Source organism: Pseudomonas sp. C2B4 (genome assembly GCF_013359695.1).
Classification (GTDB): domain Bacteria; phylum Pseudomonadota; class Gammaproteobacteria; order Pseudomonadales; family Pseudomonadaceae; genus Aquipseudomonas.
Genome location: NZ_JABFMU010000031.1, coordinates 1 through 14,860 on the forward strand (window position 1 = coordinate 1; position 14,860 = coordinate 14,860).

A 14,860-nucleotide genomic window follows, 5' to 3' on the forward strand; every position below is an offset into this window, starting at 1 on the left:
GCTCGCGAAGGCGGCGAATCAGTCAGCATCTTCTTGAAGGAAAGACCGCTTTCGCGAGCAGGCTCGCTCCCACAGGGGTTACAAGACTGCTCGCGATGTTCAGCTATCGCGGGTTAAAGCGGCTTACCGCGATTACCATGCTGGCTGACGAAGGCCTGTACGGCTTTCAGGTCATTGGGCAACACGGTGCAACGCTCTTCCCGCTCAAACAGATCAGAAAGATGCACTGGCAGCTCCAGCGCTTTTCCTACACCGGCCTTTTCCACGGCATCCGGGAACTTGACCGGATGGGCCGTGCCGAGGATCACCATCGGGATATCCAGGCTGCGGCGGCATTCGCGCGCGGCCTTGACGCCGATGGCCGTGTGCGGGTCCAGTACTTCGCCGGTCTGCTCGTAGACTTCGGCGATGGTTTCGCAGGTTTGCGCATCATCCACAGCCAGCGAGTCGAACAGTTTGCGAGCTTCGGTCCAGCGCTCTTGCTCGACGCTGAAGCCACCGCCCTGCTTGAAGCTGTCCATCAAACCAGCAATCGCCTCGCCGTTGCGACCGTGCAGGTCGAACAGCAGGCGCTCGAAGTTTGACGAGACCATGATGTCCATGGACGGCGACAGGGTGGCGTGCAGGGTTTCCTTGACGTACTGATTGCCGCTCATGAAGCGGTGCAGGATGTCGTTGCGGTTGGTGGCGACGATCAACTGGTTGATCGGCAGGCCCATGTTGCGCGCCAGGTAACCGGCGAAAATGTCGCCGAAGTTGCCGGTCGGCACCGAGAACGCCACCGAACGCGCCGGGCCACCCAGCTGCAGGGCTGCGTGGAAGTAGTAAACGATCTGGGCCATGATCCGCGCCCAGTTGATCGAGTTCACCGCCACCAGGCGAGTGCCCTTGAGGAAGCCCTGGTCGGCGAAGCTCGCCTTGACCATTTCCTGGCAGTCGTCGAAGTTGCCTTCGATGGCGATGTTGTGGATGTTCTCACCGAAAATGGTGGTCATCTGCCGACGCTGCACTTCGGACACACGGTTGTGCGGGTGCAGGATGAAGATATCGACGTTTTCGCAGTGCTTGCAGCCTTCGATGGCAGCCGAACCGGTATCACCGGACGTGGCACCGACGATCACCACGCGCTCGCCGCGCTTTTCCAGCACGTAGTCGAGCAGGCGGCCGAGCAGTTGCAGGGCGAAGTCCTTGAACGCCAGGGTCGGGCCGTGGAACAGCTCCAGTACCCATTCGTTGCCGTTCAGCTGACGCAGCGGCGCAACGGCGTTGTGGGCGAACACACCGTAGGTTTCTTCAAGAATCTTTTTGAAATCGGCGTCCGGAATGCTGCCGGTGACGAACGGGCGCATGACGCGGAAAGCCAGCTCGTGATACGGCAGGCCGGCCCAGGAGGCGATTTCTTCCTGGGTGAAACGTGGCAGGTTTTCCGGGACGTACAAACCGCCGTCAGTGGCCAGACCGGCCAGTAGGACGTCTTCGAAATTCAGGGCCGGTGCCTGGCCGCGGGTGCTGATGTAACGCATGACTGACTCCAATGGGCAGTGTTCGCAATGCCGGGCCCGCAGGCGAACCCGGTAAAGGATATCGGCTTAGTTCAGGTGCTCGACGCGGATCCGTACGACCGGACCGACCACGCCCGCCAGGGCTTCCAGTGCGGCAATCGCATCGTTGATGTGCTGCTCCAGCACGCGGTGGGTCAGCAGGATCATTGGCACCAGGCCGTCGTGTTCCTCGACTTCCTTCTGCATGATCGACTCGATGTTGATCCCGCGCTCGGACAGGATGCTCGCCACCTGGGCCAGTACGCCCGGATGATCCTTGGCCTGGATGCGCAGGTAATAAGCACTTTCGCAGGCTTCGATCGGCAGGATCGGGTGCGCCGACAACGCATCCGGCTGGAAGGCCAGGTGCGGTACGCGGTTTTCCGGATCGGAGGTCATGGCGCGAACCACGTCCACCAGGTCGGCGATCACCGACGAAGCGGTCGGCTCCATGCCGGCGCCAGCGCCGTAGAACAAGGTCGAACCGGCGGCGTCGCCGTTAACCATCACTGCGTTCATCACGCCGTTGACGTTGGCGATCAGGCGATCGGCCGGGATCAGCGTCGGGTGCACGCGCAGTTCAATACCGGTCGCGGTGCTGCGCGCCACGCCCAGGTGCTTGATGCGGTAGCCCAATGCTTCGGCGTAGTTCACGTCAGCGGTGGTCAGCTTGGTGATGCCTTCGGTGTAGGCCTTGTCGAATTGCAGCGGGATACCGAATGCGATGGACGCCAGGATCGTCAGCTTGTGCGCCGCATCGATGCCTTCGACGTCAAACGTCGGATCGGCTTCGGCGTAACCCAGCGCCTGGGCTTCGGCCAGCACATCTTCAAAGGTCCGGCCTTTCTCACGCATTTCGGTAAGAATGAAGTTGCCGGTGCCGTTGATGATGCCGGCGACCCAGTTGATGCGGTTGGCGGACAGGCCTTCACGGATCGCCTTGATCACCGGAATGCCGCCAGCCACGGCCGCCTCGAACGCAACGATCACGCCTTTCTCGCGCGCCTTGGCGAAAATTTCATTACCGTGAACGGCGATAAGCGCCTTGTTCGCGGTGACCACATGCTTGCCATTCTCGATGGCCTTGAGTACCAGCTCGCGGGCAACGGTATAGCCGCCCATCAGCTCTATGACGATGTCGATCTCAGGGTTCGTGGCCACTTCGAAGACATCGGTGGTAATCGCAATACCGGTCGTTTGGAACTGAGGCTTTGGCGTGCGAATGGCAATTTGCGCCACTTCGATCCCACGCCCGGCACGACGAGCAATTTCCTCGGCGTTACGCTGAAGTACGTTGAAGGTACCGCCACCGACGGTCCCTAACCCACAGATGCCTACTTTGACCGGTTTCACTGTGAACTCCCCATAAAACGGCCGACTCGAGGCCGGCCGTGAAAACAGCCGCAGAATCGCGGCTCTCTATTAATGGCCCGGCGATGTCGCTGCCGGACCATGATCGTCAAGGCTGACCGTGACGATGCGAATTTACTTCGCGCCCAACGCCAGTTTGGCGACTTGTGGCGCAGGCTGGTAGCCCGGAATGACCTGACCGTCGGCCAAAACGATGGCCGGCGTACCGTTCACGCCAATCGACTGGCCCAGGGCGAACTGTTTGGACACCGGGTTATCGCACTTGGCGGCCTTGATTTCCTTGCCGTCGACCATCTTGTCCATGGCCGCTTTCTTGTCTTTCGAGCACCACACGGCTTGCAGTTGCTCGTCACCCGGCGAACCCAGGCCCTGGCGCGGGAACGCCACGTAACGCACTTCGATGCCGCGCTTGTTCAGCTCGGGCACTTCGGCGTGCAACTTGTGGCAGTACGGGCAGGTGGTGTCGGTGAACACGGTGATGTGCGACTTGGTTTCCCCGATGGCCGGGTAGACCACGGTTTCAGCGACCGGAATTTCGTTGATCAGTTTGGAGATGCCCAGGCGTTCGGTCTTCTCGGTCAGGTTGACCGGCTTGCCGTCCTTGAGCTGGAACATGTAGCCCTGAACCACGTACTGGCCGTCGGCACTGGCGTACAGCACGCGGCTGCCCTTGAGCTTGACTTCGTACAGGCCCGGCAACGGGCTGGCGGTGATGGTTTCTACCGGTACTTCGAGCTGGAGGTTTTCCAGGCTTTTACGGATGGCTTTGTCGGCCGCATCATCGGCGACGGCAAAGGTGCTGACCAACGCAATGGCGGCGGCGGCAAAAATCTGGGTCAGACGCATGAGAACTCCTGAAGGCGGACAAATGGGACCGTCAGAACGCCGGTGGCAAAACACCGGGTCATAACCGCCCATCGTGCAAACCGGCAAAGCCTATCACATAAGGTCCGTGGGGCCGAATGCCGGTGATACAAGGCATTGGCGAAGGCATTTTGTGGGAGCGAGCCTGCTCGCGAAAGCTGCCTACTCGTGACATCAATGCTGAGTGAGCCGCCGTATTCGCGAGCAGGCTCGCTCCCACAGTGAACAGGGTCAGCCTCTGGGGTGGTGTTTGGCATGCAGGTCCTGCAATCGCGCCCGGGCGACGTGAGTGTAGATCTGCGTGGTCGACAGGTCGCTGTGCCCCAGCAACATCTGCACCACCCGCAAGTCGGCGCCATGGTTGAGCAGATGGGTGGCAAACGCATGGCGCAAGGTGTGCGGCGACAGCGACTTGCCGATCCCCGCGACCTTGGCCTGATGCTTGATCCGGTGCCAGAACGTCTGGCGAGTCATCTGCTCACCACGCTGGCTGGGGAACAACACATCGCTGGGCCGTCCACCGAGCAGCTCGCCACGCCCATCGCGCAGGTAACGCTCGACCCAGACGATCGCTTCCTCGCCCATCGGCACCAGCCGCTCCTTGCTGCCCTTGCCCATCACCCGCAAGACACCCTGGCGCAGGTTGACTTGCTCCAGCGTCAGGCTGACCAGTTCCGTCACCCGCAGGCCGCAGGCGTACAACACCTCGAGCATGGCCCGATCGCGCTGACCGATCGCTTCGCTCAAGTCCGGCGCCTTTAGTAGTGCTTCCACGTCTGCTTCCGACAGGGATTTTGGCAGCGGCCTGCCGAGTTGCGGCATATCGACGCGAAGGGTCGGATCGACGGCGATCAGCTTTTCCCGCAACAAGTAGCGATAGAAGCCCCGCACGCCAGAGAGAAATCGTGCGGTGGAACGAGGTTTGTAATTTTGCTCCACGCGCCAGGCCAAGTGATCGAGGATCAATTCCCGACCCGCACTGGCCAGCTCCAGGCCTTTTTCCTGCAACCAGCCGTTGAACAGTGCGAGGTCGCTGCGATAGGCATCGCGGGTGTTATCGGAAAGACCCTTCTCCAGCCACAGGGCGTCGAGGAATTGGTCTATCAAGGGATGTTCGATGGCAGGCATGGGCACTCAAATCGCGCAGATTGAAACCTGCGCACAAAAATCAGCATGGACGTTGGAAACGGCCGCTAGTCTTTCATAGCCCGCTACTTCAAGGAACAGGAAACGGTCATGAGCGAACAGCAGATTTTACTGGCGTTTGGCGGGATAGGTGCGGCAGCGTTGGGTTGCCAATGGCTGGCCTGGCGCCTGAAATTGCCAGCCATTCTGTTTCTGTTGTTGACCGGCATTCTGGTCGGGCCGGTATTGCATCTGCTCGATCCCGAGGACATGTTCGGGCCCTTGCTGATGCCTCTGGTGTCCCTGGCAGTGGCATTGATCCTGTTCGAAGGCAGTCTGACGCTGCATTTGTCGGAATGGCGCGAAATCGGCAGCGTCGTCCGTCGCCTGGTGACCCTCGGCGCCCTCGCGACCTGGGTCATCATCGCCACGGCCACTCACTGGCTGCTGGGGTTCGACTGGATGCTGGCGGCTTTGTTCGGCAGCCTGACGCTGGTCACCGGTCCGACCGTCATTGTGCCCATGCTGAGGGTTGTGCGCCCAAATGCCTCGATTGCCAGCATCCTGCGCTGGGAAGGCATTGTCATCGACCCTATCGGCGCCCTGCTGGCCGTGGTGGTCTATAGCTTCATCATCGCCCGTGCCGAGGACAGTGGCCTGACCCAAAGCCTGCTCACCTTTGGTGGCGTCATTCTGTGCGGCAGCCTGTTCGGCATTCTTGGCGGCTGGGTACTGGGCACGATCATTCGTCGGCATTGGCTACCGGAGTACCTGCACAACCTGGCTTCCCTGGCCGTCGTTCTGGGCATTTTCATTGCTGCCAGTGAAGTCATGAATGAGTCCGGCCTGCTGGCGGTCACCCTGATGGGCATGTGGCTGGCCAACATGAAGGGCGTGGACGTGCGGCATATCCTGCATTTCAAGGAAAACCTCAGCGTCCTGCTGATCTCCGGGTTGTTCATAATGCTGGCGGCTCGGCTGGACCTGAACGCCCTGATCGCCCTTGGACCGCTGGTGTTGATTCTGCTGCTGATCATTCAGTTCATTGCGCGCCCCTTGAACGTGTTGCTCTGCACGGCAGGTTCAAGCCTGAGCTGGCGCGAGCGGGCACTGCTGGCGTGGATCGCCCCACGCGGCATCGTCGCCGCAGCGGTGTCCGCCGTGTTCGCCATCCGCTTGGACGAGATAGGGCACGAAGGCGCACTGTTACTGGTGCCGCTGACCTTTGCCGTAATCATCGGCACCGTGGTGCTGCAAAGTGCAACGGCGCGCCCGCTGGCGCGCATGCTGAAAGTCGCGGAGCCGGCACCCAGTGGCTTTCTCATCATTGGCGCCAATGGACCTGCACGTACCCTCGGTAAAGTACTGCAACAACTGAATACGCGCGTTTTGCTGACCGACTCAAGCTGGGAAAATATCCGGGCGGCACGAATGGAAGGACTGCCAACCTATTTCGGTAATCCCGCCTCGCAACATGCTGACGCGCATCTGGATCTGGTGGGGCTTGGCCATTTGCTGGCGCTGTCACCTTCAGGCGAAATGAACACGCTGGCGCTGATGCGTTTTCGTCATGACTTCGGCCATCAGCGGATGTTCGGGCTGGCCAGCGGCCAGGAGAGCCGCCGTTCCGACAAACACCGGACCAGCCTGGAGCATCGGGCCAATCAACTGGGCAGCGAGGCGCTGACCTACGGCAAGTTCGCCAGTCAACTGAGCCAGGGTGCCGAGCTGTACACCACGACACTGAAGGAAGGCTTCGACTGGGAGGATTACCGGGCGTTGCACGGTGATCGCGCGACGCTGCTGTTCATGCGCGATGTTGCCGGTTGGGTGCATGTGGTGACGCCGGATAGCATGCTGAAGCCGTCGGCGGGGTGGACGCTATTGGCGTTGATCCAACCGGAACCTGGCGGTGCCTGAAGGTGCGCATCCGTTGTCAGTTCAGGCCGCAAACCCCGGCAGTACTGGCACCGGACGCTTGTCATCGTCGATGGCCACAAAGCTGAACTGGCCATGAATCGCCTTCTCGCGACCGTCGCAGCTCATGCTTTCGACAAATACTTCAACCTCGACCTTGAGGCTTGTGTTACCCACCTTGATCACCCGCCCTACCAGCTCGACGATGGACCCGGCAGGGATGGCGTGATTGAAGTCGATGCGGTCCGTGGAGACCGTCACCAATGGCAAGCGGCAAAAACGTGTCGCCGTGATGAACGACACTTCGTCCATCCAGGCCAGTGCGGTGCCGCCGAACAGTGTGTTGTGGTGGTTGGTGGTCGGCGGGAATACCGCCTTGGTCACGCGGGTTACCGAGAGCTCGGTACGGCGTTCGATTTCCTGATCGCGGGTGGTCATGGGTTCAAGGCCTGATACGAATTACGGGAATAAACTGCGGGCAACAAAAAAGCAGCCCGTAGGCTGCTTTTTTCTGCATCGGAAGCTGGACTTAAGCCAGTTTTTCCTTGATGCGAGCTGCTTTACCCGACAGGTCACGCAGGTAGTACAGCTTGGCTTTACGTACGTCACCGCGACGCTTGACAGCCATGCTGTCGATTTGCGGGCTGTAGGTCTGGAAAGTACGCTCTACGCCAACACCGTTGGAGATTTTACGAACGGTGAATGCACTGTTTACGCCGCGGTTACGCTTGGCGATAACAACACCTTCGAACGCTTGCAGACGCGAACGGTCGCCTTCCTTCACTTTCACCTGAACGACAATGGTGTCGCCCGGGGCAAAGGTAGGGATCTCTTTGGTCATCTGCTCTGCTTCGAGTGCAAGGATGATTTTGTTAGTCATGCTGTGCTCCTAAGGTAAATCGTCGGATCTACCATCGATACGTTGTTAACTATCGTCCCGCTCGCGGATGTATTCCTCGAGCAGCTTCTTCTCTTCTCCAGAAAGCGAGCGGCTTTCCAGAAGATCGGCGCGTCGTTCATAGGTCCGACCAAGGGACTGCTGTAAACGCCAACGCCGGATGTGCGCGTGATTGCCACTTAGCAATACGTCGGGAACACGCTGATCCGCATACACCTCCGGTCGGGTGTAGTGCGGGCAATCCAGCAAACCATCCGTAAAGGAATCTTCCTCGGCGGAGTCCGCATGCCCTAAAGCTCCAGGCAGCAGTCGTGTAACCGCATCGATCAGGACCATCGCCGGCAGCTCGCCGCCAGACAGTACATAGTCGCCAATCGACCACTCTTCATCGACATGAGCTTCAATAAACCGCTCGTCAATGCCTTCATAGCGGCCGGCAATCAGGATCAATGCATCCAGATTCGCCAACTCGCGTACCGCCGACTGTGTCAGTTGACGGCCTTGGGGCGACAGGTAAATCACCTTCGCGCCCTCCCCGGCAGCTGCCTTGGCGTGAACCAGAGCGTCTTCCAGGGGCTTGATCTTCATCACCATGCCCGGACCACCGCCAAATGGGCGATCATCCACAGTGTGATGTCGATCCGTCGTGTAGTCTCGCGGATTCCAACAGGTCAGCTGCAAGAGCCCCTGTTTCACCGCACGACTGGTGATGCCGTACTCGCTGATGGCGGAGAACATCTCGGGAAACAAACTGATCACTTCTACGCGCAAGTTAGCCACGCTTAGAAATCCGCGTCCCAATCCACCTTCATCTCGCCCGCGACCAGGTCGACGGCCAACACGCATTGCTCCGTATAGGGCAACAGGCGTTCGCGATCATCCAGGCTGCCAGCGCAAGGCTTGACCACCATTACATCATTCGAGCCGGTCTCCAGCAGGTGATCGATCTTCCCGAACAGTTGCCCGAGGGTGTCGATGACCTTGAGACCTTCCAGCTGGTACCAGTAGTACTCGCCGTCGGTCAGTTCAGGGAACAGGTTGCGCGGCACGCAGATCTCATAACCGGCCAGAAGACGAGCTTCTTCACGATCATCGAGACCCTTGAGCTTTGCGACCAGGAACTTGTCGTTCCCGCGTCCGCTGACTAGCTCTACCTGCTTTACATTGCCGTCACGCTTGAGCGTCCAGGTTTTGTAATCCAGCAGGTTCTTAATCGGATCAGTAAAGGAATACACCTTCACTTCGCCGCGAACGCCGTGAACAGAGTAAATCTTGCCGATAACGATCAAATCATCAGCAACAGCTGGCGTCGCGTTCATATTGCTCAGGCCGCAGCCTTAGCAGATTCCTTCAACAACTGAGCAACGCGCTCAGAAGGTTGTGCACCAACGCTCAGCCAGTAGGCTACGCGCTCTTGGTTCACGGACAGACGGACTTCTTGACCACGAGCAACCGGGTTGAAGAAACCAACCTGTTCCTTGTGGGAACCGTCGCGCGGGTTGCGGCTGTCGGTTACGGTCAAGTGGTAAAACGGGCGCTTTTTGGAGCCGCCAAGGGCAAGACGGATTGTTAGCATGTGAACATCGTTCCTGTAGTCGGTGCTGCAAATCTAAATGCACAGCGGGCATGGGTGCCCGAAAGGCCGCATATTCTAAGGAATATCCGGACTTTTGCAAATGACTTTTTCCGGCGCCTATCGGCCGCCATGCAGATTTGCTATAGAGCCGTCGTTGAAAACGGCCGGTCAGCTCCCGCCACGTGCGGGTTTGCTGGAGATCCCGCCTCCTTGCGGGTCTGCGCCGACACGATGGCCGGCGCGGATTCTTTACATTTTCGGCATGCCGCCGCCGGGCAACATACCGCCCATGCCGCGCATCATTTTGGCCATCCCGCCTTTGGCGGAGAATTTCTTCATCATCTTCTGCATCTGCTTGTGCTGCTTGATCAAGCGACCGATGTCCTGCACCTGGGTGCCGGAGCCCATGGCGATACGACGCTTGCGCGAACCGCTGATCAGTTCAGGGTCACGGCGCTCGGCCGGGGTCATGGAGTTGATGATGGCTTCCATCTGCTTGAATTGTTTCTCTGCCGCACTCTGGGCATTGCCCATCTGCGCCAGGTTCACACCGCCCATGTTCGGCAGTTTGTCCATGAGACCGCCAAGGCCGCCCATGTTCTTCATCTGTTGCAGCTGGTCGCGGAAGTCTTCCAGGTCGAAACCCTTGCCCTTCTTAAGCTTCTTGGCCAGCTTGTCGGCCTTGTCCTTGTCGAGGGTCGCTTCCGCCTGCTCGATCAGGCTGAGCACGTCGCCCATGCCGAGGATACGGGACGCAATACGCTCAGGGTGGAACGGGTCGAGCGCCTCGCTCTTCTCGCCCATACCGATGAACTTGATCGGCTTGCCGGTGATGGCGCGAACCGAAAGGGCCGCACCGCCGCGGGCATCGCCGTCGACCTTGGTCAGGATTACACCCGTCAGCGGCAGCGCGTCACCGAAGGCCTTGGCCGTGTTCGCGGCGTCCTGGCCGGTCATGGCATCGACCACGAACAGGGTTTCAACCGGGTTGATCGCGGCGTGCAGGGCCTTGATCTCGCCCATCATCTCTTCATCGATGTGCAGGCGACCGGCGGTATCGACGATGACCACGTCGATGAATTTGAGTTTTGCTTCCTTAATAGCCGCCTGGGCGATGTCGACCGGTTTCTGGCTCAGGTCGGACGGGAAGAACGTCACGCCAATGTCGCTGGCCAGGGTTTCCAGCTGCTTGATCGCCGCCGGACGGTAAACGTCCGCGGACACGACCATGACCGACTTCTTCTTGCGCTCTTTAAGGAAGCGCGCGAGCTTGCCAGCGGTGGTGGTCTTACCAGCGCCCTGCAAACCGGCCATGAGTATGACGGCAGGCGGAACGGCGCTCAGGTTCAGATCTTCGTTGGCCGCGCCCATCAGGCTTTCGAGTTCGGCCTGGACGATTTTCACAAAGGCCTGGCCCGGGGTCAGGCTGCGCGACACTTCAGTGCCGACGGCACGTTCCTTGACCGAATTGACGAAGTCCTTCACCACCGGCAAGGCGACGTCGGCTTCGAGCAACGCCATGCGCACTTCGCGCAGGGTGTCTTTGATGTTGTCCTCGGTCAGCTTGGCCTTGCCGGTGACATGGCGCAGCGTCTGCGAGAGACGGTCGGTTAAGTTTTCAAACATTGCGCGATCCTTTCAGGCCCTGTGTAGACCGGGATAATGGCGGCCCGAACCGGACTAAACATGTGCTCGGCGAGCCTGCGGCGTGGGCAGGTCGCGGATTATAGCGAAGACTGCGGCCGGCGGACACCTCGCCGTCAGCTTGTCTGGTCTTTCGTGCCGCAGGGGTTCTATGCCAAACTCAGCGACTTTCGGGCTTGCCTAACAGGACTTATGCTCCCCTTGTCACCCAGTTTGCTGACCACCCTCGCCGCCGCCTGTTTATATGCCGCTGCGACTCTCTACCAGGGCACTCGCCTGGCCACCTGCGCCAAGGCCAACAAACGCCTGCTGGTCACGCTCGGCGTCCTCGCCGTGCTGGCCCATGGCGCCAGCCTGCTCGCCCACCTGCTGACCCCGATCGGCCTGGCCCTGGACTTTTTCAGCGCATCGAGCCTGATCGCCGCAGCGGTCATCGCCCTGACCCTGCTGGCCTGTTCGCGGATTCCGGTGGAAAACCTGCTGGTGCTGCTGTTCCCGTTGGGCGCCATCACGGTGTTGCTGGCGCAATTCGCCCCGGCCGGTACGGTGCAAGTGATCGACGAGGAGCCGGGCATCCTCGCCCACATCCTGCTGTCGATTCTGGCCTACGGCATGTTCACCATCGCGGTGTTTCAGGCCTTGCTGCTGCTGATTCAGGATCATCAGCTCAAACATAAGCACCCGTCGGGGCTGATCAAGAACTTCCCGCCCCTGCAAACCATGGAAAGCCTGCTGTTCGGTTTCCTCTGGGCCGGCTGGTCGCTGTTGTCGATGTCGCTGATCTCCGGCTGGCTGTTCGTCGACAACCTGTTCGCGCAGCATCTGGTGCATAAAACCCTGCTGGCCTGCCTGGCCTGGGTCGTCTTCAGTGTGCTGCTCTGGGGCCGTAACCGCCTCGGCTGGCGCGGACACAAAGCCATTCGCTGGACCCTCGCCGGTTTCTGCCTGCTGATGCTGGCCTATTTCGGCAGCAAGCTGGTCCGTGAATACATCCTGCACATCTGACGGGCGGCTTTAATGGACGACTTGCCCTTAGGGCCGATGCTCGCAGTAGTAGCCCTGCTGATTCTATGGTCAGGCCTGTTTTCCGCCATTGAATCCGCGCACCTGCATTTACTGGCCAAGCGTACGGCCTCGCGCTCAGGCGACAAGCCGCTGGCCAGGCTGAACTTTCCACTCAACAGCCTGATTTTCTGCAATACCCTGTGCCGCACGCTGGTGGTGGTCATTTGCACCTTGCTGGCGATTTTCACCTGGGCCGAAAACGGTCCGTGGGTGGCCTGCCTCGGCGCCGGCGCAATCGTGCTGGTGTTCGCCGACTATCTTCCGCGCGCCCTCGCCGTCCGCCATCCGGACGCGATTCTGGCCCTAGGCAACACCTTGCTGCCCATGCCCTTGAAAATCATCTACCCGGCAGCCTGGCTGCTCAACGCCATCAGCCAGTTGCTGATGCGCCCGTTCGCCCGCACAGTCAAAGTCGTGCAAAAGAGCGAAGACGAAATGCCCAAGGAGCGCAACGACGATCGCGAACCCGCCGTTTGCCGCCCGCACTCGCTGCCAGGCATCCATGCGCTGGACAACATCACGGTCAACGACATTCTTGTACCCCGCAGTGAAGTCGACGGGATCAACCTCGACGACCCGATCGAGGACATCATCGAGCAATTGCGCACGAACAAGCGTACACGCCTGCCGGTGTTCCACAGCGACATCAATCAGGTCGAAGCGGTGCTCAACACCCGGCAAATCGGCCATTTGCTCCCTGATGGCAGCCTGACGCTGGAGGCGTTGCTGGCAGCCAGTCGCGAACCCTACTTCGTTCCGGAAAGCACCCCGCTGCAACTTCAGTTGCTGAACTTCCACAAGCAACAGCGACGCCTGGGCATGGTAGTTGACGAGTACGGCGAAGTGCTCGGCATCGTGACACTGGAAGACATTCTCGAAGAAATCGTCGGCGAGTTCGAAAGCCAGCAAAGCCTCGATAACCCGCATATCCATCCGCAGGCTGACGGGCGCCTGGTAATCGATGGTGCCGCGTCGATTCGCGAACTGAACAAGAGCCTCGGCTGGCATCTGCCAAGCGACGGCCCGAAAACCCTCAATGGCCTGGTGACTGAAGCACTGGAAACCATACCCGAAAGCGCGGTATGCCTGAAAATCGGTCGCTATCGCCTGGAAATTCTCGAGACAGAAGACAATCGCGTGACGCGGGTACTGATCTGGCACACCGGCCCCGCGCCCGTCGCAGCCACCGCTGGCTAACCGTTATCTGGCCCCTTGTTGAATCGTTAGCCACCTTCCTATAATCGGGGCGCTTACCCAAGCCTCGCCGCCCCCGTGCTTACCCCGCACTCCACTGGTTCCGGCGCGACCATCAGTTCCATCCGCATCACACCGACGACTGCTCCTACCTGGAACAGCGAGCGCGCCTCAACCCACATCCCTGGGTGTTCGACCATAATAATTCGCTCCACTTGGGCACATGACTGTCAGGGATAACCGCATGACGACCAGCACGACTTACAGCGATTCCACACCTGCGCAACCGACAAACTCCGCCACCCGCGTGGCCACGGCGAGTTTCATCGGCACCGCCATCGAGTTCTACGATTTTTACGTCTACGCCACCGCCGCGGCACTGGTGATCGGCCCAGTGTTCTTTCCGCAAACATCCGGCACGGCGCAGATGCTGTCGGCTTTCCTCACCTTCGGCATTGCGTTCCTCGCCCGCCCCTTGGGTTCGGCACTGTTCGGGCACTTTGGCGATCGCATTGGCCGAAAATCGACCCTGGTGGCCTCGCTGCTGCTGATGGGCGTGTGCACGACACTGATCGGCGTGCTGCCGGGTTACGACAGTATCGGCGCCTGGGCCCCCATCCTGCTCTGCGTGCTGCGTTTCGGCCAGGGCCTTGGACTGGGCGGCGAATGGGGTGGCGCGGCGTTGCTGGCCACGGAGAACGCACCCAAGGGCAAACGCGCCTGGTTCGGCATGTTCCCCCAGCTCGGCCCCTCCATCGGTTTTCTGGCCGCCAACGGCCTGTTCCTGACGCTGGCCATGGTTTTGAACGATGAACAGTTCCGTTCCTGGGGCTGGCGCATTCCTTTCCTGCTCAGCGCTGCACTGGTGATGGTTGGCCTGTACGTGCGCCTCAAGCTCCACGAAACGCCGGTGTTCGCCAATGCCGTGGCGCGAGAAGAGCGGGTGAAGATCCCGTTGATCGAGTTGTTCAGCCAGTACTGGCTGCCGGTATTGCTGGGCGCCGGCGCAATGGTCGTGTGTTACGCACTGTTCTATATCTCCACGGTGTTTTCGCTGAGTTACGGCGTCTCGACACTCGGCTATACCCGCGAAACCTTCCTTGCACTGCTGTGCTTCGCCGTATTGTTCATGGCCGCAGCCACGCCACTGTCGGCCTGGGCCAGTGACCGGTTCGGGCGCAAACCGATATTGATCATCGGTGGCGTGCTGGCCGTTCTCTCGGGATTCCTAATGGAGCCATTACTAACCCAGTGCTCGACTTGGGGCGTGGCGTTGTTCCTGTGTATCGAATTGTTTCTGATGGGCGTGACATTCGCGCCGATGGGCGCCCTGCTGCCGGAGCTGTTTCCGACTCACGTGAGATATACCGGCGCCTCCGCGGCCTACAACCTGGGCGGGATTGTCGGGGCCTCGGCGGCACCGTTCTTCGCGCAGAAACTGGTGGCGATGGGTGGTTTGAGCTATGTCGGCGGGTATGTGTCCGGGGCGGCGGTGCTGAGCTTGATTGCCGTGCTGTGCCTGAAGGAAACGCGGCATAACGATTTGAATCGAGTCGCCTGATAGCCCCCATCGCGGGCAAGCCACGCTCCCACAGGTTATGTGTCGGACCACAATGTTGTGATCGATACAGGTCCTGTGGGAGCGTGGCTTGCCCGCGATGGCGT

14 protein-coding genes are annotated in these 14,860 nt (G+C 60.1%); 4 read left to right on the top strand and 10 right to left on the bottom strand.

Features of this window, described 5'->3' with window-relative positions:
• Positions 1-113: 113 nt before the first annotated feature.
• From thrC to xerD, 4 genes are all read right to left on the bottom strand, one after another.
• Positions 114-1,523 (bottom strand): threonine synthase, encoded by a 1,410-nt coding sequence (gene thrC, locus HNQ83_RS19025; protein WP_175390358.1) that lies wholly within the window; start codon positions 1,521-1,523, stop codon positions 114-116.
• Positions 1,524-1,589: 66 nt separating this feature from the next.
• The gene (locus HNQ83_RS19030; protein WP_175390359.1) at positions 1,590-2,894 is read right to left on the bottom strand and encodes a homoserine dehydrogenase; all 1,305 of its coding nucleotides are present in this window, start codon (positions 2,892-2,894) and stop codon (positions 1,590-1,592) included.
• 132 nt (positions 2,895-3,026) lie between these two features.
• Entirely contained in the window at positions 3,027-3,758 is a 732-nt protein-coding gene (gene dsbC / locus HNQ83_RS19035) for a bifunctional protein-disulfide isomerase/oxidoreductase DsbC (RefSeq protein ID WP_175390360.1), read from the bottom strand.
• 249 nt (positions 3,759-4,007) lie between these two features.
• Entirely contained in the window at positions 4,008-4,904 is an 897-nt protein-coding gene (xerD, locus tag HNQ83_RS19040) for a site-specific tyrosine recombinase XerD (RefSeq protein WP_175390361.1), read from the bottom strand.
• A 108-nt stretch (positions 4,905-5,012) separates the two neighbouring features.
• Between xerD and HNQ83_RS19045 the strand changes: the two genes are divergently transcribed.
• Complete coding sequence (locus HNQ83_RS19045) at positions 5,013-6,821, top strand: sodium:proton antiporter (protein WP_175390362.1); 1,809 nt, start codon at positions 5,013-5,015, stop codon at positions 6,819-6,821.
• Between the two features lie 21 nt (positions 6,822-6,842).
• Here the strand turns inward: HNQ83_RS19045 and HNQ83_RS19050 are convergent, their stop codons facing one another.
• The 6 genes from HNQ83_RS19050 to ffh form a co-directional block, all read right to left on the bottom strand.
• Positions 6,843-7,256: an acyl-CoA thioesterase gene (locus HNQ83_RS19050; protein ID WP_064586120.1), complete on the bottom strand. Its 414-nt coding sequence runs from the start codon at positions 7,254-7,256 to the stop codon at positions 6,843-6,845.
• A 91-nt stretch (positions 7,257-7,347) separates the two neighbouring features.
• Complete coding sequence (gene rplS, locus HNQ83_RS19055) at positions 7,348-7,698, bottom strand: 50S ribosomal protein L19 (protein ID WP_003175895.1); 351 nt, start codon at positions 7,696-7,698, stop codon at positions 7,348-7,350.
• A gap of 45 nt (positions 7,699-7,743) precedes the next feature.
• Positions 7,744-8,496, bottom strand: coding sequence for a tRNA (guanosine(37)-N1)-methyltransferase TrmD (gene trmD, locus HNQ83_RS19060; RefSeq protein WP_175390363.1), 753 nt, complete (start codon positions 8,494-8,496; stop codon positions 7,744-7,746).
• Positions 8,497-8,498: 2 nt separating this feature from the next.
• On the bottom strand, positions 8,499-9,035 hold the full coding sequence (rimM, locus tag HNQ83_RS19065) for a ribosome maturation factor RimM (protein ID WP_077046480.1): 537 nt from the start codon (positions 9,033-9,035) through the stop codon (positions 8,499-8,501).
• Positions 9,036-9,040: 5 nt separating this feature from the next.
• Positions 9,041-9,292, bottom strand: coding sequence for a 30S ribosomal protein S16 (gene rpsP / locus HNQ83_RS19070; RefSeq protein WP_003198088.1), 252 nt, complete (start codon positions 9,290-9,292; stop codon positions 9,041-9,043).
• A gap of 249 nt (positions 9,293-9,541) precedes the next feature.
• Positions 9,542-10,918, bottom strand: a complete 1,377-nt coding sequence (gene ffh, locus HNQ83_RS19075) for a signal recognition particle protein (RefSeq protein ID WP_095193056.1) — start codon at positions 10,916-10,918, stop codon at positions 9,542-9,544.
• Between the two features lie 210 nt (positions 10,919-11,128).
• Between ffh and HNQ83_RS19080 the strand changes: the two genes are divergently transcribed.
• The 3 genes from HNQ83_RS19080 (at position 11,129) to HNQ83_RS19090 (ending at position 14,756) form a co-directional block, all read left to right on the top strand.
• The gene (locus HNQ83_RS19080; RefSeq protein ID WP_175390364.1) at positions 11,129-11,941 is read left to right on the top strand and encodes an inner membrane protein YpjD; all 813 of its coding nucleotides are present in this window, start codon (positions 11,129-11,131) and stop codon (positions 11,939-11,941) included.
• 12 nt (positions 11,942-11,953) lie between these two features.
• Positions 11,954-13,198, top strand: coding sequence for an HlyC/CorC family transporter (locus tag HNQ83_RS19085; RefSeq protein ID WP_175390365.1), 1,245 nt, complete (start codon positions 11,954-11,956; stop codon positions 13,196-13,198).
• A gap of 241 nt (positions 13,199-13,439) precedes the next feature.
• Positions 13,440-14,756 carry an MFS transporter gene (locus HNQ83_RS19090; RefSeq protein ID WP_175390366.1) on the top strand — a complete coding sequence of 439 codons (1,317 nt, stop codon included), beginning with the start codon at positions 13,440-13,442 and terminating at the stop codon, positions 14,754-14,756.
• The last annotated feature ends 104 nt before the right edge of the window (positions 14,757-14,860 follow it).

Coding starts and splice junctions, on each gene's coding strand:
- thrC (WP_175390358.1), bottom strand. CDS start 1,523: ATGCGTTACATCAGCACCCGCGGCCAGGCACCGGCCCTGAATTTCGAA.
- dsbC (WP_175390360.1), bottom strand. CDS start 3,758: ATGCGTCTGACCCAGATTTTTGCCGCCGCCGCCATTGCGTTGGTCAGC.
- xerD (WP_175390361.1), bottom strand. CDS start 4,904: ATGCCTGCCATCGAACATCCCTTGATAGACCAATTCCTCGACGCCCTG.
- HNQ83_RS19045 (WP_175390362.1), top strand. CDS start 5,013: ATGAGCGAACAGCAGATTTTACTGGCGTTTGGCGGGATAGGTGCGGCA.
- HNQ83_RS19050 (WP_064586120.1), bottom strand. CDS start 7,256: ATGACCACCCGCGATCAGGAAATCGAACGCCGTACCGAGCTCTCGGTA.
- rplS (WP_003175895.1), bottom strand. CDS start 7,698: ATGACTAACAAAATCATCCTTGCACTCGAAGCAGAGCAGATGACCAAA.
- rimM (WP_077046480.1), bottom strand. CDS start 9,035: ATGAACGCGACGCCAGCTGTTGCTGATGATTTGATCGTTATCGGCAAG.
- rpsP (WP_003198088.1), bottom strand. CDS start 9,292: ATGCTAACAATCCGTCTTGCCCTTGGCGGCTCCAAAAAGCGCCCGTTT.
- ffh (WP_095193056.1), bottom strand. CDS start 10,918: ATGTTTGAAAACTTAACCGACCGTCTCTCGCAGACGCTGCGCCATGTC.
- HNQ83_RS19080 (WP_175390364.1), top strand. CDS start 11,129: ATGCTCCCCTTGTCACCCAGTTTGCTGACCACCCTCGCCGCCGCCTGT.
- HNQ83_RS19085 (WP_175390365.1), top strand. CDS start 11,954: ATGGACGACTTGCCCTTAGGGCCGATGCTCGCAGTAGTAGCCCTGCTG.
- HNQ83_RS19090 (WP_175390366.1), top strand. CDS start 13,440: ATGACGACCAGCACGACTTACAGCGATTCCACACCTGCGCAACCGACA.